The sequence below is a fragment of the Actinocorallia herbida genome, from assembly GCF_003751225.1.
In the GTDB taxonomy this organism is placed as follows: Bacteria; Actinomycetota; Actinomycetes; order Streptosporangiales; family Streptosporangiaceae; genus Actinocorallia; species Actinocorallia herbida.
In genome coordinates this window covers 3614564-3638568 of record NZ_RJKE01000001.1, presented here as the reverse complement: position 1 = coordinate 3638568, position 24005 = coordinate 3614564, and the positions used below count along the sequence as shown (strand labels likewise).

General features: G+C 72.9%; 23 protein-coding genes. 11 read left to right on the top strand and 12 right to left on the bottom strand.

Features of this window, described 5'->3' with window-relative positions:
- Nucleotides 1-9: 9 nt before the first annotated feature.
- From EDD29_RS16910 to EDD29_RS48095, 5 genes are all read right to left on the bottom strand, one after another.
- Entirely contained in the window at nt 10-885 is an 876-nt protein-coding gene (locus tag EDD29_RS16910) for an ABC transporter permease (RefSeq protein WP_123665329.1), read from the bottom strand.
- Entirely contained in the window at nt 882-1838 is a 957-nt protein-coding gene (locus tag EDD29_RS16905) for an ABC transporter permease (protein WP_123665328.1), read from the bottom strand. The genes EDD29_RS16910 and EDD29_RS16905 overlap by 4 nt, the downstream gene beginning before the upstream one ends.
- 2 nt (nt 1839-1840) lie before the next feature.
- Nucleotides 1841-3445, bottom strand: a complete 1605-nt coding sequence (locus EDD29_RS16900; protein WP_123665327.1) for an ABC transporter substrate-binding protein — start codon at nt 3443-3445, stop codon at nt 1841-1843.
- A 55-nt stretch (nt 3446-3500) separates the two neighbouring features.
- Nucleotides 3501-4895, bottom strand: coding sequence for an LLM class flavin-dependent oxidoreductase (locus EDD29_RS16895; RefSeq protein ID WP_211359757.1), 1395 nt, complete (start codon nt 4893-4895; stop codon nt 3501-3503).
- 224 nt (nt 4896-5119) lie between these two features.
- Nucleotides 5120-5197 carry a putative leader peptide gene (locus EDD29_RS48095; RefSeq protein WP_425455012.1) on the bottom strand — a complete coding sequence of 26 codons (78 nt, stop codon included), beginning with the start codon at nt 5195-5197 and terminating at the stop codon, nt 5120-5122.
- A gap of 162 nt (nt 5198-5359) precedes the next feature.
- Between EDD29_RS48095 and EDD29_RS16890 the strand changes: the two genes are divergently transcribed.
- The 3 genes from EDD29_RS16890 to EDD29_RS16880 are packed head-to-tail and all read left to right on the top strand — an operon-like array spanning nt 5360 to nt 7820.
- Nucleotides 5360-6223, top strand: coding sequence for an ABC transporter substrate-binding protein (locus EDD29_RS16890; protein WP_123665326.1), 864 nt, complete (start codon nt 5360-5362; stop codon nt 6221-6223).
- Nucleotides 6220-7077 (top strand): amino acid ABC transporter permease, encoded by an 858-nt coding sequence (locus EDD29_RS16885; RefSeq protein ID WP_123670526.1) that lies wholly within the window; start codon nt 6220-6222, stop codon nt 7075-7077. The genes EDD29_RS16890 and EDD29_RS16885 overlap by 4 nt, the downstream gene beginning before the upstream one ends.
- Nucleotides 7077-7820, top strand: coding sequence for an amino acid ABC transporter ATP-binding protein (locus EDD29_RS16880; RefSeq protein ID WP_123665325.1), 744 nt, complete (start codon nt 7077-7079; stop codon nt 7818-7820). Before EDD29_RS16885 ends, EDD29_RS16880 begins: the two co-directional genes overlap by 1 nt.
- A gap of 13 nt (nt 7821-7833) precedes the next feature.
- Here EDD29_RS16880 and EDD29_RS16875 read toward each other — a convergent pair whose 3' ends face one another.
- Entirely contained in the window at nt 7834-9387 is a 1554-nt protein-coding gene (locus EDD29_RS16875) for an FAD-dependent oxidoreductase (protein ID WP_123665324.1), read from the bottom strand.
- A 525-nt stretch (nt 9388-9912) separates the two neighbouring features.
- Between EDD29_RS16875 and EDD29_RS16865 the strand changes: the two genes are divergently transcribed.
- The 4 genes from EDD29_RS16865 (at nt 9913) to EDD29_RS16850 (ending at nt 12244) form a co-directional block, all read left to right on the top strand.
- Nucleotides 9913-10944: an LLM class flavin-dependent oxidoreductase gene (locus EDD29_RS16865; protein WP_123665322.1), complete on the top strand. Its 1032-nt coding sequence runs from the start codon at nt 9913-9915 to the stop codon at nt 10942-10944.
- 86 nt (nt 10945-11030) lie between these two features.
- A complete protein-coding gene (locus EDD29_RS45485; RefSeq protein ID WP_170201441.1) occupies nt 11031-11492 on the top strand; it encodes an ABC transporter permease subunit in 462 nt (153 codons plus the stop codon).
- On the top strand, nt 11489-11758 hold the full coding sequence (locus tag EDD29_RS16855; protein WP_123665320.1) for an ABC transporter permease family protein: 270 nt from the start codon (nt 11489-11491) through the stop codon (nt 11756-11758). The genes EDD29_RS45485 and EDD29_RS16855 overlap by 4 nt, the downstream gene beginning before the upstream one ends.
- 9 nt (nt 11759-11767) lie before the next feature.
- A complete protein-coding gene (locus EDD29_RS16850; protein WP_123665319.1) occupies nt 11768-12244 on the top strand; it encodes a MarR family winged helix-turn-helix transcriptional regulator in 477 nt (158 codons plus the stop codon).
- 14 nt (nt 12245-12258) lie between these two features.
- On the opposite strand, the gene EDD29_RS16845 is transcribed toward EDD29_RS16850, so the two are convergent.
- Complete coding sequence (locus EDD29_RS16845) at nt 12259-13227, bottom strand: helix-turn-helix domain-containing protein (RefSeq protein WP_123665318.1); 969 nt, start codon at nt 13225-13227, stop codon at nt 12259-12261.
- A 122-nt stretch (nt 13228-13349) separates the two neighbouring features.
- Between EDD29_RS16845 and EDD29_RS16840 the strand changes: the two genes are divergently transcribed.
- Entirely contained in the window at nt 13350-16100 is a 2751-nt protein-coding gene (locus tag EDD29_RS16840) for a helix-turn-helix transcriptional regulator (protein ID WP_123665317.1), read from the top strand.
- A gap of 22 nt (nt 16101-16122) precedes the next feature.
- Here EDD29_RS16840 and EDD29_RS16835 read toward each other — a convergent pair whose 3' ends face one another.
- The 4 genes from EDD29_RS16835 to EDD29_RS16820 form a co-directional block, all read right to left on the bottom strand.
- Nucleotides 16123-16914: an MBL fold metallo-hydrolase gene (locus EDD29_RS16835; protein ID WP_123665316.1), complete on the bottom strand. Its 792-nt coding sequence runs from the start codon at nt 16912-16914 to the stop codon at nt 16123-16125.
- A 16-nt stretch (nt 16915-16930) separates the two neighbouring features.
- Complete coding sequence (locus EDD29_RS16830; RefSeq protein ID WP_123665315.1) at nt 16931-17440, bottom strand: alpha/beta hydrolase; 510 nt, start codon at nt 17438-17440, stop codon at nt 16931-16933.
- 73 nt (nt 17441-17513) lie between these two features.
- A complete protein-coding gene (locus EDD29_RS16825) occupies nt 17514-18335 on the bottom strand; it encodes an alpha/beta fold hydrolase (protein ID WP_123665314.1) in 822 nt (273 codons plus the stop codon).
- 110 nt (nt 18336-18445) lie between these two features.
- Complete coding sequence (locus EDD29_RS16820) at nt 18446-21199, bottom strand: AAA family ATPase (protein ID WP_170201440.1); 2754 nt, start codon at nt 21197-21199, stop codon at nt 18446-18448.
- Between the two features lie 226 nt (nt 21200-21425).
- Here EDD29_RS16820 and EDD29_RS16815 point away from each other — a divergent pair, with 226 nt between their 5' ends.
- Genes EDD29_RS16815 through EDD29_RS16805 form a run of 3 tightly spaced genes read left to right on the top strand, consistent with a single transcriptional unit; the run spans nt 21426 to nt 22898 of the window.
- Complete coding sequence (locus EDD29_RS16815; RefSeq protein ID WP_123665312.1) at nt 21426-21836, top strand: VOC family protein; 411 nt, start codon at nt 21426-21428, stop codon at nt 21834-21836.
- Between the two features lie 13 nt (nt 21837-21849).
- Nucleotides 21850-22278 (top strand): helix-turn-helix transcriptional regulator, encoded by a 429-nt coding sequence (locus tag EDD29_RS16810; protein WP_123665311.1) that lies wholly within the window; start codon nt 21850-21852, stop codon nt 22276-22278.
- Nucleotides 22275-22898, top strand: a complete 624-nt coding sequence (locus tag EDD29_RS16805) for a VOC family protein (protein ID WP_123665310.1) — start codon at nt 22275-22277, stop codon at nt 22896-22898. Before EDD29_RS16810 ends, EDD29_RS16805 begins: the two co-directional genes overlap by 4 nt.
- Nucleotides 22899-23152: 254 nt before the next feature.
- Here the strand turns inward: EDD29_RS16805 and EDD29_RS16800 are convergent, their stop codons facing one another.
- Nucleotides 23153-23740, bottom strand: a complete 588-nt coding sequence (locus tag EDD29_RS16800; RefSeq protein ID WP_148085985.1) for a hypothetical protein — start codon at nt 23738-23740, stop codon at nt 23153-23155.
- Between the last annotated feature and the right edge of the window lie 265 nt (nt 23741-24005).

The window sequence follows — 24005 nt, the reverse complement described above, 5'->3', positions numbered from 1 at the left end:
CTGTCGCCTTCACGGGTTGAGGACGTCGCGCAGTCCGTCGCCGAGCCAGTTGAAGGCCAGGGCGACGAGCAGGATGGCGGCGGCGGGGAAGGTGGCGACGCCCGGGTTGCCCGTCACCAGGACCTTCGCGCCTTCGGAGATCATGCGGCCCCAGTCCGGGTCGGGCGGCTGGATGCCCAGGCCGAGCGCGCTGAGGCTCGCGGTGAACACGATGTTCACCCCGACGAGGCTGGTCCCGTAGATCACCACGGAGGAGACGAGGTTGGGCAGCACCTCGGTCCACACGACGGCGGACTCGGACGCGCCGAGGGAGCGGGCCGCCTCGACGTAGTCCTTCTCCCGCTCGACCTTCGCCTCGGCGAAGACGATGCGGGTGACGTAGGGCAGCGCGGCGAAGACGACCGTGCCGATCAGCACCCACGAGCCCGGCCGGAGCACCGCGGCGAGCGAGAGCGCCACGAGGATCACCGGGAACGCGAACATGAGGTCGACGACCCGCATCAGCACGCCGGAGACCCGCCGTCCCGCGAAGGCGGCGAACAGCCCGAGCGCGGTTCCCGCGACCAGGGCGACTGCCACGGCGGCGGTCGACACCATGAGGGCGCTCCGCCCGCCGTGGACGACCCGGCTGAGCACGTCCCTGCCCTGGTCGTCGGTCCCCAGCAGATGCCCGGCCGACCCGATCGGCGCGAGCACGTTCTCCGCGTCGCCCGCGTTCGGGTCGTGCGGGGCCAACCACGGGGCGAGCACCGAGACCAGCACGACGAGCGCGAGCACCAAGAGCCCGAGCACGGCCTCCCGGTTGCGGGCGAACCGTGCGAGGGCCGAGCGGCGCAGCCGCGGCGGGGTCTTGCGGACCTGGTCGTCCGCGAGGATCGCCGTCATGCGCCACCGTGCCTGAGCCGCGGGTTCAGCAGGTCCAGCGCGATGTCGGTGACCAGGTTGACGAGCACGAACGTCACCGCGACCAGCAGGATGCCCGACTGGATGACGGGGTAGTCCGACCCGGCTATCGCGTTGAGCAGGACGCTCCCGATCCCCGGCCAGGAGAAGATCGTCTCGACGAAGACCACCCCGGTGATCACCGAGCCGACCGTGAGGCCCGTGGTGTTGACGATCGGCGGCAGCACGTTGCGGCCGATGTGCCTGCCGACGATCGCGGCCCGGCCGAAGCCCTGGGAGCGGTAGGTGCGGATGTAGTCCGACTGCTCGCTCTCGATCACCGCCGCCCGGACGAACCTGGCGATGATGAGCATCGACACCAGCGACGCCGCGAAGGCCGGAGCGATCAGGTGCAGCAGCAGGTCGCCGAACCCGCCCTCGCCGCGCAGGTCGTGCATGCCGCCCGCGGGCAGCCACTGCCACCGGACCGCGGTGAGCCAGATGATGATCAGTCCGAACCAGTAGATCGGCAGGTTGCTCCCGATCTGCACGAACAGCATGGCGATCCGGTCGGTCGGCCTGCCGTGCCGCAGGCCGGAGGCGAACCCGATCGCCACGCCGAGCACGACGGTCAGCAGCGTGGCGGCAGCCCCCAGGATGAGGGTGTTGCGGAACGCCGGGTAGACGAGTTCGGACACGGGGCTCCGCACGCTGAGCGAGATGCCGCCGCCGTCGGTGACCATGTCCCCGAGCCAGCCCGCGTACTGCTGCCAGGCGGGCCGATCCAGGCCGTAGGCCTGCCGGATCTGCTCGATCTGCTCCGGCGACATCTTCTGGCTGAGCGCGCCCTTGACCGGGTCGGCGGGGCCGGCCTTGGAGATGAAGAACACCAGCAGGCTGATGATGAAGAGCATCGGGACCAGGCCCGTCAGCCGCCACAGGATTCGACGTGCCATGGTCAGTCCGCCACCCACACGCGGGACAGGTCGTAGTGGTCCTGCTGCGGCCACACGAACCCGCCGACGCGCGGGGAGACCGCGTAGTACCGGTTGAACGACAGGACCGGGATGACCGTCGCGTCCTTCGCCCAGGTCTGGGCGGCCTCCTGCCACAGGTCCTTCGCCTTGGCGGGGTCGCTGTTGTGCGCGGCCGCCTCGATCGCCTTGAGGGTGTCGCCACTGGTGTCGGAGTACTTGTCTCCGCCGGGCACCGCGACGTTGTAGTTGTGCGCGATCTGGACCCAGTTCGGGGCGACGTAGCCCCATTCGCCGAGGATCAGTCCGTCGGTCGGGGTGAGGTTCGCCGCGCGCGTCCCGAAGGTGATCCACTCGAAGGACTCGATCTGGGCGTCGACGCCGACGTTCTTGAGGCCCTGCTGGATGAACTCGGCGGTGGGCTGGCCGGTGGTGTCGCTGAGGATCGTGAACTTGATCTCGCCCGGCTCGTACCCGGCCTCGGCGATCAGCTTCTTCGCCGCCTCGGGGTCGTAGGGGTAGTCGACGGCCGCCGGGTCGTACGCCTCGTTTCCCTGGTTGATGATCGAGGTCGCCGCCTTGGCGTGGCCCTTGTAGATCTTCTCGGCGAGCTGCGCCCGGTCGATCGCGTGGATGATCGCCTGCCGGACGCGCCTGTCCTGGAGGTAGGTGTTCTTGAAGTTGTACTTGTAGTAGATGATCTGCGGGACGCCCTCGTTCTTCGGCACGTCGAAGCCGGCCTGCTCCAGCGTCTGCACGGAGTCCGGTGGGACCCGGCTGATGAAGTCGACCTCGCCGCTGCGCAAGGCGGCGACGCGGCTCTGGTCGTCGCCGATCGGCTTGAAGATCACCTTGTCCAGGTGGGGACGCGGACCCCAGTAGTCCGGGTTGCGCACGAGCGTGGTGTGGTCGCCGCGGACCCGCTCCTGGAACGTGAACGGGCCGGTGCCGACCGGGTCGAGGGCGAGGCCGTCCTGGCCGTTCTTCTTCAGCGCCTCCGGGCTGAAAATGCCCGACGCCGCGTTGCCGCTGTTGGGGATCTGGCGGAGGAAGTCGAGGAACGGGTGCTCGAAGGTGTACCTCACCGTGAACGCGTCGACGACCTCGAACTTCGCCAGGTCGGCGTAGACCAGCGACATGGTGGCGGCGCTGACCTTGTCGTAGTACTCGAACTCCGGGTCGGTGAACCGGCGCACGTTGAACCGGACCGCCTCGGCGTCGAACGGGGTGCCGTCGGAGAACTTCACACCCTGGCGGAGCTTGAAGGTGTAGGTCGTGGCGTCGTCGGACACCTCCCAGGACGTCGCCAGCTTGGGGATGATCTTCGGCACGCCCGTGGGCGAGGTCAGGTCCTCGTCCACGAGGGTCTCGTAGATGTTGCGGTCGATCCGCCACGTCTCCCAGGAGTACTGGCGGTTCGGGTCGAACTGCGTCACCTCCTGGTACTGGCCGACGATGAGGGTGCCGCCGTCGCGGGGCTGCGATCCCGCGGTCGTGGTGCCGCTCGTGCCGCCGCCGCAGGCGGCGACGAGTGCCGAGGCGGCGAGTCCGGCGGTCCAGCCGAGGAAGGCGCGTCTGCTCGTGGTCATGCGGGTTCCGCTCTTTCGTGGAAGGGGGTCTGCGGGACGTTCTGGGGCGCGGGCCTCACTCCGGACGGGGCGCGGAGGAGGTGGCGCGGCGGAAAGCGGTGCCGGGGTGATCGGCGGGGAGGGTCGGGCCGGTGCCGAACAGCGCGTCGCGGATCGGGCGGGGCGTGCCGCGCTCGCGGACGCGGCCGCGCTTCGCGAGTTCCGGGATCAGGTGCGCGGCGAGGTCGTCGAAGCTGCCCGGGGTGATGAGGTAGACGAAGTTGAAGCCGTCGACGCCGGTCGCCCCGGCGTACGCCTCGAGCTGGTCGGCGACGGTCGCCGGGCCGCCCACCAGGACCTCGCCGCCGAATCCGCTGAGTCCGTCGACGTGGTCGCGCAGGGTCAGCCGCTTGCGCTCGGCCGGGTCGGCGACGGCGGCGAGCACCGAGCGGCTGGCGTCGGTCTCGAACTCCTCGATCGGCCGGTCGAGATCGTGCGCGGACCAGTCGACGCCGCTCAGCGCCGACAGCAGGACGAGCCCGCCTCGGGTGTCGCGGAACCGCCGCAGGTCGGCGGCCTTGGCCGCGGCGGCCCGGTCCGTCTCGGCCACGACGACGGTCACCGAGGTGATGAACTTGAGGTGCTCCGGCCTGCGCCCGTGGCCGACGGCCCTGCGCCGGACATCGTCGATGTTCCGGCGCAGCGTCTCCGGACGGGGATCGGCGACGAAGACGAGTTCGGCGTTGCGGGCGGCGAACTCGCGGCCCGCGGTCGAGGTCCCGGCCTGGAGCAGCAGCGGCGAGCGCTGCGGCGACGGCTCGACCAGGTGCGCGCCGGGCACCGAGAAGTACCGTCCGGAGTGCTCGATGCCGTGCACCTTGTCCGGATCGGTGAAGATTCCGCGCACCGGGTCGCGGAGCACCGCGCCGTCCTCCCAGGAGCCTTCCCACAGCTTGAAGGCGACCTCGAGGAACTCCTGGGCGATGGCGTAGCGCTCGTCGTGCCCGATCTGCCGGTCGCGGGCGATGATGTTGCGCGCCGCGCTGTCCAGCAGGGACGTGACGATGTTCCAGCCGATCCGGCCGCCCGTCAGATGATCGAGCGTGCTGAACTTGCGGGCCAGCAGGTACGGGTACTCGTAGGTCGTGGAGACCGTGACGCCGAAGCCGAGGTGCTCGGTCGCGGCGGCCATCGCCGAGACCGCCAGGAGCGGATCGGTCACCGGCGTCTGAACGGCGCGGGCCAGCGCCTCGCGGGCGCTGCCTCCGTACACGTCGAGCTGCCCGACGGCGTCGGCGATGAACAGCAGGTCGAAGCCGCCCGCGTCGAGGCGGCGGGCGAGGTCGACCCAGTAGGACAGCTCCGGGTAGCGGGCGGTCCGGTCGTCCGGATGCCGCCAGAGGCCCGCGTTGCCGTGCGACGCGGTCGACATGGTGAACGCGGAGAGGATCAGGGGGTCGGGCCGGGGCATTCTGGGCCTTTCAGGGGGCGGTTCCGGCGAAGAGGCCGGCCGGGGACCGCGTCGGCCGGCGGTCGTGCCGCGCCGTCGTGCGCGGTGCGGCGCCGGCTGTTGCGGGCACGCTGAAGAGGACCGCTCGTCCCGGCGAGGGCGCGGGTGCGGCGGGCTTGTCCGTGGGGCTCAGCGAGGCGATGGGCGGACGGAGTCTTGGATACGCGGTCTCAGATTCGGACGTCTCAGCCTGGACACAGCGCGCTCGCCACGCGGCACAGGTCCACGTGGTAGCGGCTGGTCAGGGACTCCTTTACTCGCACAAATGGAGCATAAGCACCCGACCGTAAAGAAGTCAACTAAACAGGTAGGAATTACATACTGGTCGCCTGCGGCGGTGTGGCGCACTCCGTGTGGAGGGCCGGGCTTGGTTAAGATCGGACTATTCCCATCAAACTGATGTGAAATATCGGCCGGAGGCTGCCTTGCTGCGTCGTTTGACCGTTCTGCCCGTTCTTGCGGTGCTCGTCGCCGCGGCGGCCTGTGCCCCGGCCGACGACACGACCGCGGCGGCGCCGTCCGCGTCCGGCACCGCCGCGTGTGCGAAGGAGAGCTTGCCGCTCAAGACGGCGGGCACGCTCACCATCGGCACCGACAAGCCCGCGTACGAGCCGTGGTTCTCCGACGACGACCCGACGAACGGCAAGGGGTTCGAGTCGGCCGTCGCGTACGCGGTCGCCGAGAAGCTCGGGTTCGCCGAGACCGAGGTCAAGTGGGAGACGGTCGGGTTCGACTCCTCCTACGCGCCGGGCCCCAAGACGTTCGACTTCGACATCAATCAGGTGTCCATCAGCGAGGCGCGGGCCAAGGCCGTGACGTTCAGCGCCGGGTACTACGACGTCGCCCAGGCCGTCGTCGGGCTGGAGGACGGGAAGTTCGCCTCCGCCACCGGTGTCGCGGCGCTCAAGGACGCGAAGATCGGCGTCCAGGTCGGCACGACGTCGCTGACCGCGGTCCAGGACCAGATCAAGCCCGGTACGCAGCCGCAGGTGTTCAACAACCAGATCGACGCGGTGAACGCGCTGAAGAACAAGCAGGTCGACGCGATCGTGGTGGACCTGCCGACCGCGTTCTACGTCACCGCGGCCCAGATCGAGGGCTCCAAGATCATCGGCCAGCTCCCGGCAGCGGGCGGCACGCCCGAGCGGTTCGGGCTCGTGCTGGAGAAGGGCAGCGCCCTGGTCGGCTGCCTCGACCAGGCGCTCGGCGAGCTCAGGTCGTCCGGCGACCTCGCGAAGATCCAGGACCAGTGGCTCGCCGCGGCGGCGGGCGCACCGGTCCTCCGGTGAGCACGGCGACGACCTGGGCGAAGAGCGACCGGCAGCGCGAGCGCGAACGGCTCCGGCGACGGGACGCGCGGCGGTCGGGCGCGGTCGCCACCGCCTCGACCGTCGGGGTGTTCGGCCTGGCCGTCTGGGCCCTGGTGTCCTCGCCGGGGTGGCCGCGGGTCCGGGAGACGTTCTTCTCCTGGTCGGAGTTCGCCGGCTCGTTCGGCGATGTGCTGAGCGGTTTCTGGGTGAACGTCCAGATCTTTCTGATCGCCGAGCCGATCATCCTGGTCGTCGGGCTCGCGGTGGCGCTGGCCCGGGGCGTCCGGACTCCCGCGTTCTTCCCGCTCCGGGCCCTCGCCGTCGCCTACACCGACGTGTTCCGCGGCATCCCGACGATCCTGCTGGTCTACCTCGTCGGCTTCGGCGTCCCGGCGCTCAACCTGTCCGGCGCGCCTTCCAGTCCGCTGGCCCTCGGCGTCATCGCGCTCGTGCTCTCGTACGGCGCCTACGTGGCCGAGGTGTTCCGGGCCGGGATCGCGTCGGTCCACCCGAGCCAGCTCGCCGCGGCGCGCTCGCTCGGGCTCAGCCGGCCGCAGGCGCTGCGGTACGTGGTGCTGCCGCAGGCCATCCGGACCGTGGTACCGCCGCTGCTCAACGACTTCGCCTCGCTCCAGAAGGACACCGCGCTCGTCGCCGTCCTCGGCGTGATCGAGGCGCTGCGGCAGGCGCAGATCCACTCGGCGCTGACCTTCAACTACACGCCCTACCTCGCCGCGGCGCTACTGTTCGTCCTGCTCACCGTGCCGCTCGCCCGCTTCACCGACTGGCTCGCCGCCCGCGCCGAGCGCCGTCGCGCCCCCGGAGACCGCTGATGCCCCTGCTCACCATCGACGGACTGTGGAAGTGCTACGGGGGCGATCCCGTCCTGCGCGGCATCGACCTCGCCGTCGAGCCGCACGAGGTCGTCTGCCTGATCGGCGCGTCCGGCTCGGGCAAGTCGACGCTCCTGCGCTGCGTCAACCTCCTGGAGACCGTCGACGACGGCGTGATCCTCCTCGACGGCACCGACATCACCGCGGTGAACGCCGACGAGGACGCGGTCCGCCGGAGGATCGGCATGGTCTTCCAGTCCTTCAACCTGTTCCCCCACATGACGGTCCTGGAGAACATCACCCTCGCCCCCGTCAAGGTCCACAAGCAGCCCCGCAAGGCGGCCGTCGAAGAGGCCCGCGCCCTCTTGGCCCGCTTCGGCCTGGCCGACAAGGCGGCCGACTACCCCGACCGCCTCTCCGGCGGCCAGCAGCAGCGCGTGGCCGTCATCCGCGCCCTCGCCTGCCACCCCGACCTCCTCCTCCTGGACGAGGTCACCTCCGCCCTCGACCCCGCCCTCGTCACCGAGGTCCTCGCCCTCATCCGCGACCTCAAGCACCAGGGCATGACCATGGTCATCGCCACCCACGAGATGTCCTTCGCCCGCTCCATCGCCGACACCGTCTGCTTCCTCTCCGACGGCATCCTCCTGGAACAGGGCCCCCCGGACCGGCTCTTCACCGCGCCCGAGCAGCCGGAGACCCGCGCCTTCCTGCACCGCGCCCTTTCCGACGGCGTCCTCTGACGGGACGGACGGCTCAGAGTGAGGCCCCCGCCTCCGCCTCGGGGTGCGCGGCGCCGTCGAGGTCCACCGGGGTGAGGGGCTGCGTGGCGGGGCCGTGGAGTACCGACCCGTCGTGGGCGAAGCGGGATCCGTGGCAGGGGCAGTCCCAGGTCTGCTCGGCGTCGTTGTAGGCGACGAGGCAGCCTTGGTGGGGGCACACGGCGGAGACCGCGTAGGGATGGCCGGCCTGGTCGCGGGAGACCGCCACGGGGTGGCGGCCGAAGTGGGTGATTCGGCCTTCGCCGGGGCTGAGCGGGTCGGGGCCTTCGGTGGGGTGGAAGGCGGCGGGGTAGTCGAGGGCGTAGTGCTTGGCGGTGTGCAGGGCCAGGCCGACGAGGGCGGGGGCCGAGCGGCGGATCGTGGGCCGGCCGGGGTCGAACAGGTCGGCGAAGGGGGTTTCTGCGCCGGTGATGAGGTCGGTGAGCAGGTGGGCGGCGACGGTCCCGTTCGTCATGCCCCAGAAGCCGAAGCCCGCGGCGACCCAGAGGCGGTCGGCGAACGGGTGGTAGCGGCCGATGTAAGGGAGGCCGTCGAGGGTGGTGTTGTCCTGTGAGGCCCACTGGTAGGGGAACTCCTGGACGCCGAAGGTCTCCTCCCCCCAGGCGGCCAGGGCGTCGAACCTGCCCTGGACATGGTCGTCCTCGCCGGGCGGGTAGCTTTCGCCCCCGACCAGGAGCATCGCCCCGCCGTCCCGGGCCGGCGTCGCCCGGATGGTGTGCCCGCTGTCGGCGGAGATGTACATTCCGGGCGGTTCGTCGGCGGTGGCGAGGGGCGCGGCCATCAGGAGGGTGCGGCGCGGCTCCAGGCGGGCGAAGTAGAGGCCCCGGTCGAACGCCGGGGAGTGGGTCGTGACGACCACGTCACGGGCCCGGATCTCCCCCGCGGTCGTGCGGACCGTCGTGCCGGACAGCCCGGTGGCCCGCACCCCCTCGTGGATCGTGCCGCCCGCGGCGACGAGCCGGTCGGCCAGCGCGTGCAGCCAGCGGCGGGGGTGGAACTGCCCCTGTCCGCCGAACCGCACCGCGCCCTCGACGGCGAACGGCAGCCCGGTCGCGGTGACGTACTCGGCGGGCAGGCCCAGTGAGGCGGCCGCGTCGGCCTCTTCCCGCAGCTTCTCGGCGGAGGAGGCGGTCTCGGCGTAGACGTAGGCGTCGCGCCGCCGGAAGTCGCAGCCTGCCGCCCACTCCTCGACGCGCTCGGCGATCCACTCCACCGCGCCCTGCTGCGCCCGCGCGTACAGCTCGGCCTTCTCGGCGCCGAACCGCCGGATGAGGTCCGCGTAGATCACGTTGTGCTGCGCGGTGACCTTGGCGGTCGTGTGCCCGCTGACTCCTTCCGCGACCCGGGCCGCCTCCAGCACCGTCACCGAGCGGCCCGCCCGCGCCAGCAGATAGCCCGCCGTCAGCCCCGCGATCCCGGCCCCGAGCACGACGACGTCCGCCTTCGCGGGCGGACCGCCCTCCGCCCCGCCCCACGCGGGCTCGCTCTCCACCCAGTAGGACCGCTTGGGCACGCCCGTGCCGACCATGTTCGCCCCCGGATCTCGGCAACCTTCTCAGGTTCCGTTCCCGCGATCGGCCCGGAGACGCGTCTCCCGCCGCTCTTTCCGTGCGGGTGCGGCCGCAGCGCCCCCAGGCGGACCTGCGGTGATGCGCCACGACCCGGCACCGCGACCGAACCGGGTCGATATGCCATCCCGATTTGAGTTGACGTGTCACCCCGAATCGGCGCATCATGGCCGGTAGATCGTCCCCGGCCCGTCCGCGTTCAGGGGCGGCCCCGGGCTCAATTTCCGACTTTTCCTATCGATTGGAAAGACAATGCGGGTGCTCCCCGGCGGTCCGGTGCCCGCGCCGGCCTGGCCGGCGCCGGTCGGCGCGGCGGCGCTGCGCCCGGCGTGGTTCGCCGGGGCAGACCCGCTCGCGGTCAAGGTCGCGAAGTACGACCTGTTCTGGACCGAAGGTGCACGGCGTCGCGTTCACCGCCGACCCCGGTCTCGGCCGGCTGCGCAACGCCTGGCTTTCCTGACCGTCCCCGAGCGTCCGGAGGACCCATGAAGTTCCTGCTGCTGCCGCATGTGCCCAGCCAGGACAAATCTGACGAAATCCAACTGCTCGAGCTCGTGGAGAACGCCGTCCTGGCCGAGGAGCTGGGCTTCGACGGCTACGGCGTCGGCGAGCGGCACGACCGGCCCGCCGTGTCGTCCTCGCCGCCCGTGCTCCTCGCGCACATCGCGGCCCGGACGTCGGCGATCCGGCTGTTCACCGCGGTCACCACCCTCGGGATGCTCGATCCGCTGCGCGCGTTCGAGGACTACTCGACGCTGGACAACCTGTCCGGCGGCCGGCTCGACCTCATGATCGGCAAGGGCGGATACCCCCGGACGTCCCGGTTGTTCGACGTCACCGCCGACGACCAGTGGGCGCTCCTCCAGGAGAACTACGCGCTGTTCCGGCGCCTGTGGGAGAGCGGCGACGTCACCTGGAAAGGCGAGCTCGGCAGGTCGCTGGACGGGGCGGAGGCGCTGCCGCGGCCGCTCCAGCGGCGGCTGCGGGTCTGGCACGGCAGTGCGACGAGTCCGGAATCGGCGGACTTCGCAGCCCGGTGCGGCGACCCGATCTTCTCCTCCAACGGACGGGGCAGGCCCGAACCGTACGCCGAGCTGATCCGCCACTACCGGGACCGATGGGACCACTACGGACACGATCCCGCGGACGCCCTCGTCGGCATCGGCACCTCCGGATACTTCGGTGCGAAGACGTCCCAGGAGGCCGTCGCGAAGTACCGTGCGGTGTTCGAGGCCAGGCTCGCCGTCAACAGGAGGTACGACGGCGGCTCGATCCGGTACTCCGACGTCGATGAGTGGGTCGAGCAGAGTTCGGTGCTCGTCGGCAGCCCGCAGCAGATCATCGACAAGGTGCACGCCCAGCACGCGTTGTTCGGGCACGAGGCGCTGCACGTCCACGTCGACGCCGAGATCCTCGGCGCCGCCGAGCACCGCGCCACGCTCGAGCTGTTCTTCAGCGAGATCGCCCCGGTGCTGCGCCGGGAACTGCCGAGCCGCCCGCTGGCGGCGGGCCGGTAGCGGCGTGGCACGCCGCCTGCTGGGCCCTGGCCGACCAGTACACCGCCGCGCTGACCGGGCTGCTGCCCGGCGACCTGGGCCGTTCGGTGCAACAGCGCCGCCCCGTCGCGGCGCTGCTCGCCGAGGCCCTGCCGCCGACCGTGGCGCTCGCCGCGACCGCGCTGGCCCTCGGCGTCCTGCTGGGGGCGGCGCTGGCGCTGGGCGCGACCCCGGCCCGAGGCCGCCGGCCGCGCGAGGCGCTGCTCGCCCTGCCTCCGCTGGGTGTGGCGCTGCCGTCCGTCTGGGTGGGGCTGCTGCTGATCCGGCAGTCCTCCTTCCGATGGCCGCTGTTCCCCGCCGCGGGCGGCGACGGGCCGGGCGGCCCGGTACTGCCGGCGATCACCTTGGCCGTGCCGGTCGCCGCGCTCGTCGCCCAGCTGCTGGCGCGGGGCCTCGGCGAGGGCATGGCCGCCGGGTACGCCCGCACCGCGCGGGCCAAGGGACTCGGCCTCCGCGCGGTCGTCCTCCGGCACGGGCTGCGCCACGCGGTCCTGCCGACGCTGCGATGACGGGCGTCGTGGTCGGCGGGCCGCTGTCGGGGTCCGTCGTGGGGGCGACCGTCTTCTCCCGGCAGGGCCTCGGCCGGCTCGCGACCTCGGCGGTCGCCCAGCAGGACCTCGCGGTCCAGGGGATGGTCCTGCTCGGCGCCGCGGTGTACGCCCTGTCCGGCCTGCTCGTCGACCTGGAGGCGCCGCTGCCGGCCCCGCGGATCGCCGCCGCCCGACGCGGCCCCTCCCGTCCGACTGCGGCCGCCTTCCCCGACCCCGACTTGTAGGCTGCCCCCATGCACGACGCCCCCGGCGCATGGCTCAGCGCGGAGGAGGAACGCGCCTGGCGCACGTTCTTCGAGACCCAGATCCTCTTCTGGCGGAGGATGGCGCGCGAGCTCCAGCAGGACACCGGCCTGTCCGAGCCCGACTTCGCCCTCCTCGCCGCGCTCCTGGAGGCCCCGGGCGGATCGCTCCGCCCGTACGAGCTCAGCGAGGTCACCGACTTCGAGAAGAGCAGGCTGCACCACCACCTCACGCGGATGGTCGGCCGCGGCCTCATCACCCGTTCGGCCGATCCCGGCAACTCCCGGGCCGCGATCATCACCCTCACCCCCGAGGGACGCGCCGCGATCACCGCGGCGTTCCCGCATCGCGCCGCCCACATCCGCCGCTGGCTCCTGGAACCCCTCTCCCCCGCCCAGCGCGCGGCCCTCACCGAGATCTCCGACCGCATGGGCGGCCCCCTCCGCGGCGACCCCCAGGCCTCCTGACGGCGGGCCCGGCGTCAGCGGGGCCCGGCCAGGCCCCGATCGGTGGCGCGGCGGCGCCACGTGCCGGGGGTCTCGCCGTAGGCCTGGCGGAAGCGGCGGGTGAAGTACGGAGCGTTCGGGAAGCCCCAGGCGCGGGCGATGGCCTCGATGGTGCGGTGCGCGTGCTCGGGGGCGGCGAGGGCGCGGCGGACCTCGTCCAGCCGGCGCCGGATGATCCACTGTTCGAGGCTGAGGCCGCCGTCCTCGCACAGGCGGTAGAGGCTGCGCAGGGAGATGTTGTGGACGTGCGCGATGCGCCGCGCGGTGAGGTCGGGGTCGGCCAGGTTGGCCCGGGCATAGGCGAGGACACGGGTCAGGAGGGTCTCTTCCGCGACCCCCCGGCGGATCCGGTCGGGGGCCACCGAGGCGACGAGCGCGCGGGTCAGGTCCAGGACGGCCTGGCCGACGGACTCGGCGCCGGGCAGTTCCGCGAGCCGGTCCGCGTCGCGGTGCAGGTCCCGCAGATGCCCGAGGAGCAGCCCGGCGACGGGGCTGCCCGCGGCCGTCGGGATGGCCTCCCGGACGAGGTGTTCGGGCAGCCCTAGCCGGTCGGTGTCGGCCATGAACGCCACGGAGAGACCGGTTCCGGTGGAGCGGTACTCGTAGCCGCCCTGCCGGTGGACGAGGGCGAGCCCGGCGGGGCCGAACCGCCGCTGCCCGCCGCTCCACGCGTACCAGGCCTCGCCCTGCGGCTGGGTGATCACCGAGACGGTGTCGAGGGAGTCGGCGCGCGCCTGGCGGGCGGTGCGGACCATGCGCATGCCGTTCCCGTGCGTCGCGAACAGCGTGATCGGGCCGAAGCGCCACGTCTCGAGACGGATCCGCACGGCATCCTCGGGCGCCTCGATCTCGGTCGTGGAGCTCCCGCTCTCCCCCGCGGCAGCGAGGAGGTAGGCCTCCCTGCGTCGCCCGATCGGCACCTCGTCGGTGTCTATGATCAGCATGAAACCCCCGGACCGCCCCTTTCCAGGGCCATGTTCCGATGGCGCCCACCGCACGCGAATCCCCAACAACGTGTAGTCATGGGATGATCAGCGGTGTTTGCGGGCGGAGGGGCGGAGAGAGCATGCTGCTGACCGGACGTGCCGACGAGCGCCGCGCGCTGGAAGCGCTGGTCGAGCGCGCCAGGAACGGGCTCGCCGGTGTCGCGGTGCTGCTCGGTGAGGCGGGCATCGGCAAGACGGTCCTGCTGGACGACGCGGCCTCCGCCGAGGACGTCCGGGTGCTGCGGGTCACCGGGGTCGAGGCCGAGGCGCGCTTCCCCTACGCCGCACTGCACCGGCTGCTCGTGCCGGTGTTCTCCGACGCCGAATCCCTGCCGCCAAGGCTGCGGACCGCCCTGTTCGTCGCCATCGGCCTCGCCGAGGGGCCCGCCGATCCCGTCGCGGTCGGCCTCGCGGTGCTGTCGCTGCTCGACCGCATGGCGGACCGGGCACCGGTGCTCGCCTGCGTGGACGACGCCCAGTGGGTGGACATCGACTCGCTCGCCACGCTCGCGTTCGTCGCCCGGCGCGTGCACGCGGAACGGATCGTGCTGCTGTTCGCGAGCCGCGCGGAGGTTCCGGAGCTGGCCGGACTGCCGGTCACCGAGATCGCCGGACTGCCCGAGGCCGACGCGCTCGCCCTGCTCGGCGAGGTCGTCGCGGACCCCGTCGATCCCCAGGTCGCGACCCGGATCGTCGCGGCGACCGGCGGCAATCCGCTGGCCCTCACCGACCTCGGCCGGGAACTGTCCGCGGCCCAGCTGGCGGGGGGCCTGCTGACGCCCGACCCGCTTCCCATCGGCGGCCGCCTGGAACGCCACTACCGCGCGCAGGTCGACGCGCTGCCCGAGGCGTCCCGCGTCTGGCTGCTGCTCGCCGCGGCCGAGCCGTCCGGCGACCTCGGGTACGTCACCGCGGCCGCGACCGGGCTCGGCCTCGGCCCGGACGCCTCCGGACCCGCCGAAAGCGCCCGGCTGATCGACCTGCGCGACGGGCTCCGGTTCCGGCATCCGCTGGTCAGGTCGGCCGTGTACGGAGGGGCGACGAGCGTGGAACGCCGGGCCGCGCACACCGCGCTCGCCGGGGCCACCGACCGGCCCGACGACGCCGACCGGCTCGCCTGGCACCGGGCCGCCTCCGTCACCGGGCCCGACGAGGACGTCGCGGCCGGCCTCGAACGCTCCGCCGAGGCCGCCGCGCGGCGCGGCGGTGTCGCCGCGAGCGCCGCGTTCCTCGCCCGCGCGGCGGACGTGACCCCGGCCGGGCCGCGGCGCGCCCGGCGGCTGCTCGTCGCGGCCGAGTCCGCGCTGGTGGCGGGCACCCCCATCCGGGTCGAGACGCTGCTCGACGCGGTGGCGCCGACCGATCTGTCGCCCGTCGACCTGGCCCGGGTGGGCGCGGTGCGCGGCGCCGCCCGGCACGCGCGCGGGCTGGAGAACGCCTTCGCCGAGCGGGCCCGCCTCGAACTCGCCGCCGCGCGGGCCTACCGGACCGAGGAGCCGGAGCGGGCCCGTGACGCCCTGCTCGAAGCGTTCGAGAGCCTCACCTCGGCCGACCATCTGATGGCCGGGACGACCCCGAGGGAACTGGCGGCCGAAGCGCTCGGCCTGCTCGCCGAGACCGGCGTGCGCGGACCCGCCGACGTACTGCTCGAGGGGTTCGCCCGGTTCCTCACCGACGGGATCGAGCGGGCCGTCCCGTTCCTGCGGCGGGTCGGGGACGTGCTCCTGGACCCCGCGACGCCCGACGCGCTCGTCAGGTCCCGGTACACCTGCGGCGTGACGATCCACAACATGCTGTGGGAGGAGCGGATCCAGTCCGCGATCATCCGGCGGGCGATCGAGGCGAGCCGGGCCGCGGGGGCGCTGTGGGAGCTCAACTCCGCCCTGTTCTGCGAGCTCATGCACGAGACGAACCTCGGGGACCTCGCGAACGCCGACGCCGTGCGGCTGGAGAGCCACCAGGTCAGGGCCTCCATCCAGGCGACCGACGAGATGTGGGACCTCTACCTCGTACCCGAGCTGCTCGGCTGGCACGCCGACCTGCCCGACCTGGACCAGACCCTGGGCACCTCCCTGGCCTCCGCCACGTGGCTCGGCTCGGGGGCGATGGTGAGCAGTGCCCGGATCGGGACGGCCGTGCTGGCGCTGGGCCGCGGCGACCACGAGACCGCCTACACCGAGACCGCGGGCGTCATCGCCGACGACACCACCGGCATGCACACCCGGGTGCTTCCGCTGCTCGTGGAATCCGCGGTCCGCACGGGCCGGACCGAAGAGGCCGAGCGGGCCTTCGCGACCCAGGAGTCCCGCGCGAAGGCGGCCGGCAGCACGTGGGGTCTGGGCCTGCTGGCGCGCTCCCGGGCCCTGCTCACCCCCGATGACGCGGCGGAGGAGCACTACCGGGAGGCGCTCTCCGTGCTCGCCGGCACCCGGGCCGTCTCCGACCTCGCCCGCACCCACCTGCTGTACGGGCAGTGGCTGCGCCGTCGGCTGCGGCGCAGGGACGCCCGCGAGCACCTGAGCGCCGCGGTCGGGCTGTTCGAGGGCATGCGGGCGACCGCCTTCGCCGCGCGCGCCGCGCACGAGCTCGCCTCGACGGGCGGAAGGCGGACCGCACCGCGCGGCACGGGCGCGGCGTACCTGCTCACCCCGCAGGAGCTCGCGATCGCCGGCCTCGCCGCGGGCGGCGCCACCAACGCCGAGATCGGCGCGCGCCTGTTCCTCACCGCCCACACCGTCGCCTACCACCTGCGCAAGGTGTTCCAGAAGCTCGGCGTCTCCTCCCGGCGCAGGCTGGCCGAGTCCCTGGCCTCCCACGACTCCGAATCCTGACGGCACCGGCCGCGCGGCCCCGTCAGACGGTCACGGTGTGGGGGCTGCCGAGCGGCAGCCAGGTGTAGGGCCGGGCGAGGGCGGAGGGCGCTCCGTCGAGGGTGTCGGCGATCGTGTCGTGCCCTTCGCTGAAGTGCTGCCAGCCCTCGTAGTGGACGGGCAGGACGGTGGTGGGGGCGAGCCCGTCGAGGAGGGAGAGGGCGTCGGCGGCGGCCATCGTGTAGCGCAGCGGGCCGGTCTGCGGGAAGCGCACGGCGCCGAGGTGCAGGAGCACGGTCCCGGGCTGGAGGGCGCGGGCGGCGGTGCGCAGCGAGCCGTGGTTCACCGTGTCGCCGGTGATCCAGAGGGGACCGTTGGCCTGGCCGGGCCAGGTGAGGGCGAAGCCGATGACGTCGCCGCTGATGGGGCGGCTGAGCGGCGGACCGTGCCGGGCGGGCGTGGCGGTGACGGTGATGGCCGGCCGCCCCGGGACGGTCAGCTCGTGGGTGTCGCCGGGACGCAGCCCGATCGCGCCGCCGCCCAGCCGCCGGGCCCCCGACGCCGTGGTCAGGACGGTTCCGGCCGAGGGCAGCAGGGCGCGGCCCGCGTCGTCGAGGTTGTCGGCGTGGTGGTCGTGGGTGAGCAGGACCGCGTCGAGCGGCGGCAGGTCGGCGACGGCCAGGGCGGGGCCGGTCAGTTTCCGGGACGAGGTGCCCCAGCCGAACCGGTAGGTCCGGCCGGGCGGGTCGAAGGTCGGGTCGGTGAGCAGCCGTACTCCCGCGACCTCGATGAGGACGGTCGGGCCGCCGATATGGGTGAACTTGACGTCGGTCATCTCGCGCTCCGGGGGTTCAGGTGGGGTCGGTCGCCCAGGCGAGGGCGAAGTCGGCGACCTCGCGCCAGCCGTCCTGGACGGGCATGAGGTGCGAGCGGCCGGGAAAGGTGACGTGCTCGGTGACGGTACCGGGGGCCGTGTAGCGCCGGGCGTCGGCGGCATGGGCCTCCGGGGGCGTCAGCCCGTCCGTGCCGCCGGACAGGAACAGCAGCGGAGCCCGGCGCGGATTGCGGAAGTCGACGTCCTCGGCGGGCGCCGAGTTGAGGACGACCCCGCAGGCGCCGAAGCCGCGGTCCAGGAGGATCTGGACGAACGCCCCGCCCTCGGCGTGCCCGATGAGGATCGGCGCGGTGTCGAGGCCGCGCAGGAACCGCACGAACCCATCGAGGTCGAGGCCGGGGTGGGCGGGGGCGAGAGCCCGGAAGCCCTGCGCCTTGTAGTACGCGATCCAGCGCTCCCAGCCGAGGGGCGTCAACTGGGAGCCGTGGACGAGGACGATCGTGTCCGGGGCTGGGCCGGCGTGCATCGAGTGCTCCATCGGGTCGCGGCGGAGGGGGCGCGACGCGGGGCGCCGGGCGGGCCGCCCGGCGCCCGCGCGGTCAGGACGCGAGGAAGGCGAGCAGGTCGGTGGTGAACTCCCGCTCGAACGCGCCGACCAGGCCGTGCGGGGCGCCGGGGTAGACCTTCAGCTCGGCGTTCGGCACGATCTCGGCGGACCTCGACCCGGCGGCGACGATCGGCACGATCTGGTCGTCGTCGCCGTGTGCGATGAACGTGGGAACGTCGAACTTCTTGAGGTCGTCGTGGAAGTCCGATTCGGAGAAGGCGCGGATGCAGTCGAGGGCGCCCTTGATCCCGACCTGCATCGACTGGGCCCAGAAGGCGCGGGAGACTCCATCGGAGACCTCCGCGCCTTCTCGGTTGAACCCGTAGAAGGGGAAGGACAGGTCGTAGTAGAACTGCGACCGGTCGGCGGCGACCCCGGCGCGGATCGCGTCGAACGCCTCGATGGGCAGGCCGAGCGGGTTGGCGTCGGTCTTGAGCATCAGCGGGGGCACGGCTCCGAGCAGGACCACCTTGGCCACGCGCCCGGTGCCGTGCCTGCCGATGTAGCGGGTCACCTCGCCGCCGCCGGTCGAGTGGCCGACCAGGACGACCTCGCGCAGGTCGAGCGTCTCGATCAGCGTCGCTAGGTCGTCGGCGTAGGTGTCGATGTCATTGCCCTGCCAGGGCTGGGCGGAGCGGCCGTGGCCGCGCCGGTCGTGCGCGATCGCCCGGTACCCGGCCGACGCGACGGCGTGCGCCTGCGGATCCCACGCGTCGGCGTTCAGCGGCCAGCCGTGGCTGAACACGACGGGCTGACCCGTGCCCCAGTCCTTGTAGAAGATCTCGGTCCCGTCCTGAGTGGTGACGAACGGCATGGCGCTGGTCCTTTCTAGAGCGGCGGCCGCGGTGGTGCGGTGCCCGTGGTGCTCGAAACTAGATCGGGCGGCTGCGGGTGCCATCGGTCAGCTGACTGCACCTGCGGCGCTCAGGTGGCGTCGGTGACGGTGGCCAGGGCGTCCCGGAGCGCGGCCCGCGAGGTGATGCCGAGTTTGGGGAAGATCCGGTAGAGATGCGCCGAGACGGTGCGGGGCGAGAGATAGAGGCGTTCACCGATCTCCTTGTTCGTCAGGCCGGAGGCGGCGAGTTCGGCGACCTCGAGCTGCTGCGCCGTCAGGCCCGGCACTCCCGTCGCCGCGGCGGCGGGCGCCGGGCGGTGCTGGCGCGGCGCCACCGTGACGCCCGCGGCGCGCAGCTCCTGCTCGGCGCGCTGCTGCCAGGCCGTCGCGCCGATGCGGGCGAAGATGTCGGCCGCGCGGCGCAGCTCGGGTCGGGCGTCGCCGGGCTGGTGGTTGCGGCGGTGGTGCTCGCCGAACGCCAGCCGCACCCGGGCGTGGTCGAACGGCCACCGCTCGATCTGCGGCAGGGACAGCGCGGTTCTGAAGTGCGCGACGGCCTCGTCAGGTCCGTCGGCGGTCATCGCGTGCGCGGCGGCCAGATGGAGCCGCAGCCTCGCCGTGCGTTTCCCGGCACCGGCGTCTTCGGCCGCGCGCAGATGGGCCTTCGCCTCCGCGACGCGCCCCGTGTGCACGGCGGCGTCGACCAGGTCGAGGACGAGCCAGGGCGCGTAGGCGACGTCTCCGGGGAAGTCGCCAGGCGGGGTGACCTGGACGCAGTAGTGGTAGGCGGTCTCGTAGTCGGACGCGGACAGGGCCGCGAGGGCGAGGTTGCGGGCCGAGAGCGTAAGGTGCAGCCCGGCCTCACGGGGTCCGGCCCAGCGCTCGACCGTCCGGCTGTACTCGCGGGCCGTCTCCTCATCGCCCCGGCCCGCGGCGATCCAGCCCAGGGCGAGCCGCAGGTCGTGCGCGAGGAGTTCGAGGCCGTGCCTGATGGACAGGTCGAGGCCGCTGGTCGCGGCGGTCTCGGCCTCGTCCCACTGCCCGGCGAGGAACCGCTCGTGCGCGGCGAACCAGTAGCCGCTCGCGGCGTGCGTCACCGCGCCCCGCCCGCTCTCCTGGTCGATCAGGGCGTGCAGGTGCGCGCGGTGCTCGTGCAGCGTGTCCAGCCAGGTCGCGGCCCGGCACAGCTCGGCGACGTGCCCGGGCGGCGCCTGGTCGGACAGGGTCGCGAAGGCCCGGCGCAGCCGCTCGGCCTGCCCGGCGACGGGCGGGAGCACCGGGCGCAGGGCTTCGCTGGTGATCCGGACGAGATCGCCGTCATCCGGCTCCCGGGTGGCGAGGAACCTTTCCAGGTCGGCCCAGCAGTCGGGATCCTCCAGATAGGAGGCGGTGGTGACACGGGTGAGGAGGGCGCGGTCCAGGGCGCTTCCCCCGTCGTCGGGGAGACGGCCCAGGATCGTTCGGGCGGCGACCAGATCGCCGTCGCGCAGCAGGAGGATCCGGGCTCGGGTCGTCTGCCCCTGCAGCACATGTCCGGGATCGCTGCCGGTCTGCTTGGCCCGGTCGAGCAGACCGGCTGCGAGGTCCATCTGGCCGGATTCGCCCGCGTATTCGGCGGCGAGCTGGAGCCGTCGGGCGGTGTCGGCGGGATCGGGGGTCAGGTCGGCGGCCTTGCCGAGCGCCGCGACGGCGAGGCCGGAGCCGCCGCGGACGCCGATCGCGCGGGCGGCCGCCTCGATCTCGGCGGCGACCGTCTCGTCCGGCTCGACCGCGGCGGCGGCGAGATGCCAGATCCGCCGCTCGGGATCGGTCCGGTAGCGGTCGGCCAGCCGTGTGTGCGCGGTGCGCAGTTCGTCGGGCGAGGCGGTTCCGGTGATCGCCGAGCGGACCAGCGGGTGCCGGAAGCGGATGCCCGACGGGGTCGAGTCGCGGGTGACCAGGCCGAGCCGCTCGATCTCCAGGACGTCGGCGGCGGTCAGCGCGACGGGCCGCGCCGTGTTCTCCAGGCCGTCGCCGTCCAGCGCGGTGACGAGCAGGGCGGCGCGGACCTCGTCCGGCAGGGTGAGGGCGCGACCCGCGAAACCCTCCTCGAGACGGGTGCGGACCGAGGTCCCGGAAGGGAGCATCTCCATCGGGGTCGCGGCGTCCGTGCCGAGCGCGGCCGGCAGCTCCGCGAGCGCGAGGGGGTTGCCCGCCGCGTCGTCGAGCACCCGGCCCCGGACGGCGGGAGGCAGTCCGGGATGCAGGAGATCGAGCAGTTCCCCGGCCTCGGTGTCGGGCAGCGGCCCGACCTCGATCGTGTTGATGCCCGGTGTGACGCGCTCGCTCGCCGTCAGCGGCCTGCGCGCGAAGATGGCGCGCAGGTCCCAGCGAGACAGCCTCAGCAGGATGAACATCATCACCTCGCGGGTCGGTACATCGACCCAGTGCGCGTCCTCGACCGCGATCAGGACCGGCCCGTCCTCGGCCATCGCGGCCACGGCGGCCAGCGACGCCACCGAGATCGCCAGCCGGTCCGGGGCGGGCCCGTCGGCCAGGCCGAGCACCCGCCGCAGCACGTCCTGGTGGAACGGCTCGATCCGGTCGACGTACTCCATGATCGGCGCGAACAGCTGGTGCAGCCCGGCGAACGCGAGCTGCGCCTCGCTCTCGAACCCGCTCCCGCCGATCACCCGCATGCCCTGGCGCCGCGCGTAGGCGATGCCCTCGTTCAGCAGGACCGTCTTGCCCACCCCCGGGTCGCCGTGCAGCACCACGTTCGGCTGCGCCCCGGGCGCCCGGTCGATCGCACGCCGCAGCTGCGCCAGCTCACGCGCGCGGCCGACGATCAGCTGGTCGCTCATGTCTTCCTCCGTTGCAGTCATCTGACCGATGGCCGCCCCGCGCCGGATCACGGTGCCGATCCCCACGGGGCGGCCGCCCCCATGACACGAAATCGTCGCCCGCGCGTCCCTCGCGTTCTGCGCTCTGCGTGCCGGACCCTGCTCTCTGCGCGCCACATCGACCGGCGGTGCCGCCGCGCCGACCTCGGGCGATGCCGCGCGCGGCGCGGAGAACTAGGATCGGGGGGTGGAGATCACGATTCATACGACCGCGCTGCCCCATGTCGACCCGGACGCCTCGCTGGCGTTCTACCGTGACGCGCTCGGGTTCGAGGTGCGCAGCGACGTCGGGCAGGGCACGATGCGGTGGATCACGGTAGGGCCCGCCGGGCAGCCCGGGACGTCGATCCTGCTGGCGCCGCCCGCGGCCGACCCGGGGATCACCGAGGACGAGCGGCGCACCATCGCGGAGATGATGGCGAAGGGGACCTACGGGTGGCTCCTGCTGGCCACCCCGGATCTCGACGGGACCTTCGAGAAGGTGCAGTCTTATGACGTCGAGGTCGTCCAGGAGCCGACCGCGCAGCCCTACGGGGTGCGCGACTGCGCCTTCCGCGACCCGGCGGGCAACCTGATCCGGATCCAAGAGGTCAGCTGAAGGAGGCCGGCTCATGTGCCATCCCGGGTGGTCGCGGGCGCTGATCGCGGCGCAGCGGCTCAAGGACTTCGCGCGGCTGCGCCGGGTCCGCGACACGATCGACCGGGAGTACGCGCGGCCCCTGGACCTCGTGGAGCTCGCGCGCGCGGCGGGTATGCCCGCCGGGAGCCTGAGCCGAGAGTTCCGGGTCGCCTACGGGGTGGACCCCTACGGCTATCTGATGCGCCGTCGCGTGGCGCACGCGGCGGCGCTGCTGCGGCACTCCGAGCACAGCGCCGCCGAGGTCTGCTTCGCCGTCGGCTGCACCTCGCCGGCCCTGTTCGACGCCCTGTTCACCGAGCTCGTCGGCATGACGCCCGCGGCCTTCCGGCGCGCGGAGCGCGGACCGGTCAGGAATCGAGAAGCACCGGAAGGGGTGCCGAATCTAGCGTTGTCCGCATGAACTCCATCGCATCCGTGATCCTCGAAGTGGCCGACGTCGAGGCCGCCGACCGCTTCTACACCGCCTTCGGCGTGGCCGACCTGGTCGAACTGCGCGCCTCGGACGCGCCGACGTCCGGTTTCCGCGGCTTCTCCCTCTCCCTCACGGTGTCCCAGCCCGCGAACGCCGACGCGTTCCTCGACGCCGCGATCGCGGCCGGGGCCACCGTGCTGAAGCCCGCCGCGAAGTCCTTCTGGGGCTACGGCGGCGTCGTCCAGGCCCCCGACGGGACCGTCTGGAAGGTCGCCTCGTCGGCGAAGAAGAACACCGCCCCGGCCGCCCGCGAGTTCGACGACTTCGTCCTCCTGCTGGGTGTGGCCGACATGGTCGCGACCAAGCGCTTCTACACCGAGCGCGGCCTCACCGTCGCCAAGAGCTTCGGCCGCAAGTACGCCGAGTTCGCCACCGACTCCGGCGCCGTCAAGCTCGCCCTCTACGGCCGCCGCGCCCTCGCCAAGGACGTCGGCCTCCCCGACGACGGCACCGGCTCCCACCACCTGGTCCTCACCGGCCCCGCCGCCCCCACCAGCGACCCCGACGGCTTCGCCTGGGAGACCGCCTCCCTGACCTCCGCCCCCTAGCCCTCCCCTGTGCCCTCCCGGGCGGCCTCACAGCCGACCGGGAGGGGGCGCGTGCACAGCACGGAGACCTGGCCTGAGCAGCAGCGCGCCCCGTGCGGAACCGCCTTCGCCGCCCACGCCGAGGCCCTGCGCCCGCTCCTCGGCCTCCTCGACCCCGAGAGCGGAAGCGCGTTGTTCGCGTGGACGGCCGCGGGCCGAGGTCGCGACGGCGGGGCCGTGGCCGTGTCGTGGCGGCCCCGCCATCGGGTCGGGGGTCAGGGGGCGGAGATGTCCGCGGTGCGGACCGAGCCGTCGAGGCGGCTGACGCCGGGGACGGAGCAGCCGTAGGAGAGGGAGACGATGCCGGTGTCGGGGACCGCGGTCAGGTCGAGCCGGCCGCCTTTCATGAGGCCGTCGGCGATGGTCCCGTCGCTCAGGGAGAGTGCGCCGGTCTTGCCCTTCCAGGTCGCGGCGGAGAAGGTGGAGCGCTCACCCGTGTTCCAGGTGATGTCCCCGCGGCCGGTGCCGTCCTTGACGTAGACGTCGGCGTGCGTGATGTCGCAGGCCGCTTGGCCGGTCGCCTTGAGCGACATCCGGCCACTGGTGATCTTCGGGTGCTTCACGGACTCGCAGGCGTCCAGGTCGAACGTGCCCGTGAACGTGGTGTCGCGCTCCCCTGCCAGCACCACCGACTGGATCGCCGGACTGGCCGACATCCGGTACGTGCCGGTGCACGAGACGTCGCCCAGGCGCAGCCGCGCCCCCTCCCCTTCACCCGGCGCGGCGAGGACGGGCCCGCCCAGGACGGCGACGAGCGGCACGGCCGACAGCAGTCCGCCCCAGCGGCGTGAACGCGAAGACATCGAGCGGTTCTCCTTCATCTCGACTGATGGGAGTCCATGACTAACGCCGCCCGCGACCGTGCCGGAGTCCTTCGGGAATCCCCGGAGCCCCCCTTGCCCGAGACTTGAACGGCTCCCGCGCCGACCCGTCCCGCGCGTCCGAGCCGACGCCTTTACGCAGTAAGGTTCAGCCTCGCCCTCGCCCGCCCCCGGACGGGTGGTGGTGCGGGTGTGACGGGGGCGGAGGACGGGGAGGACGAGGGGGAATCGGACGATCACCGGGGGT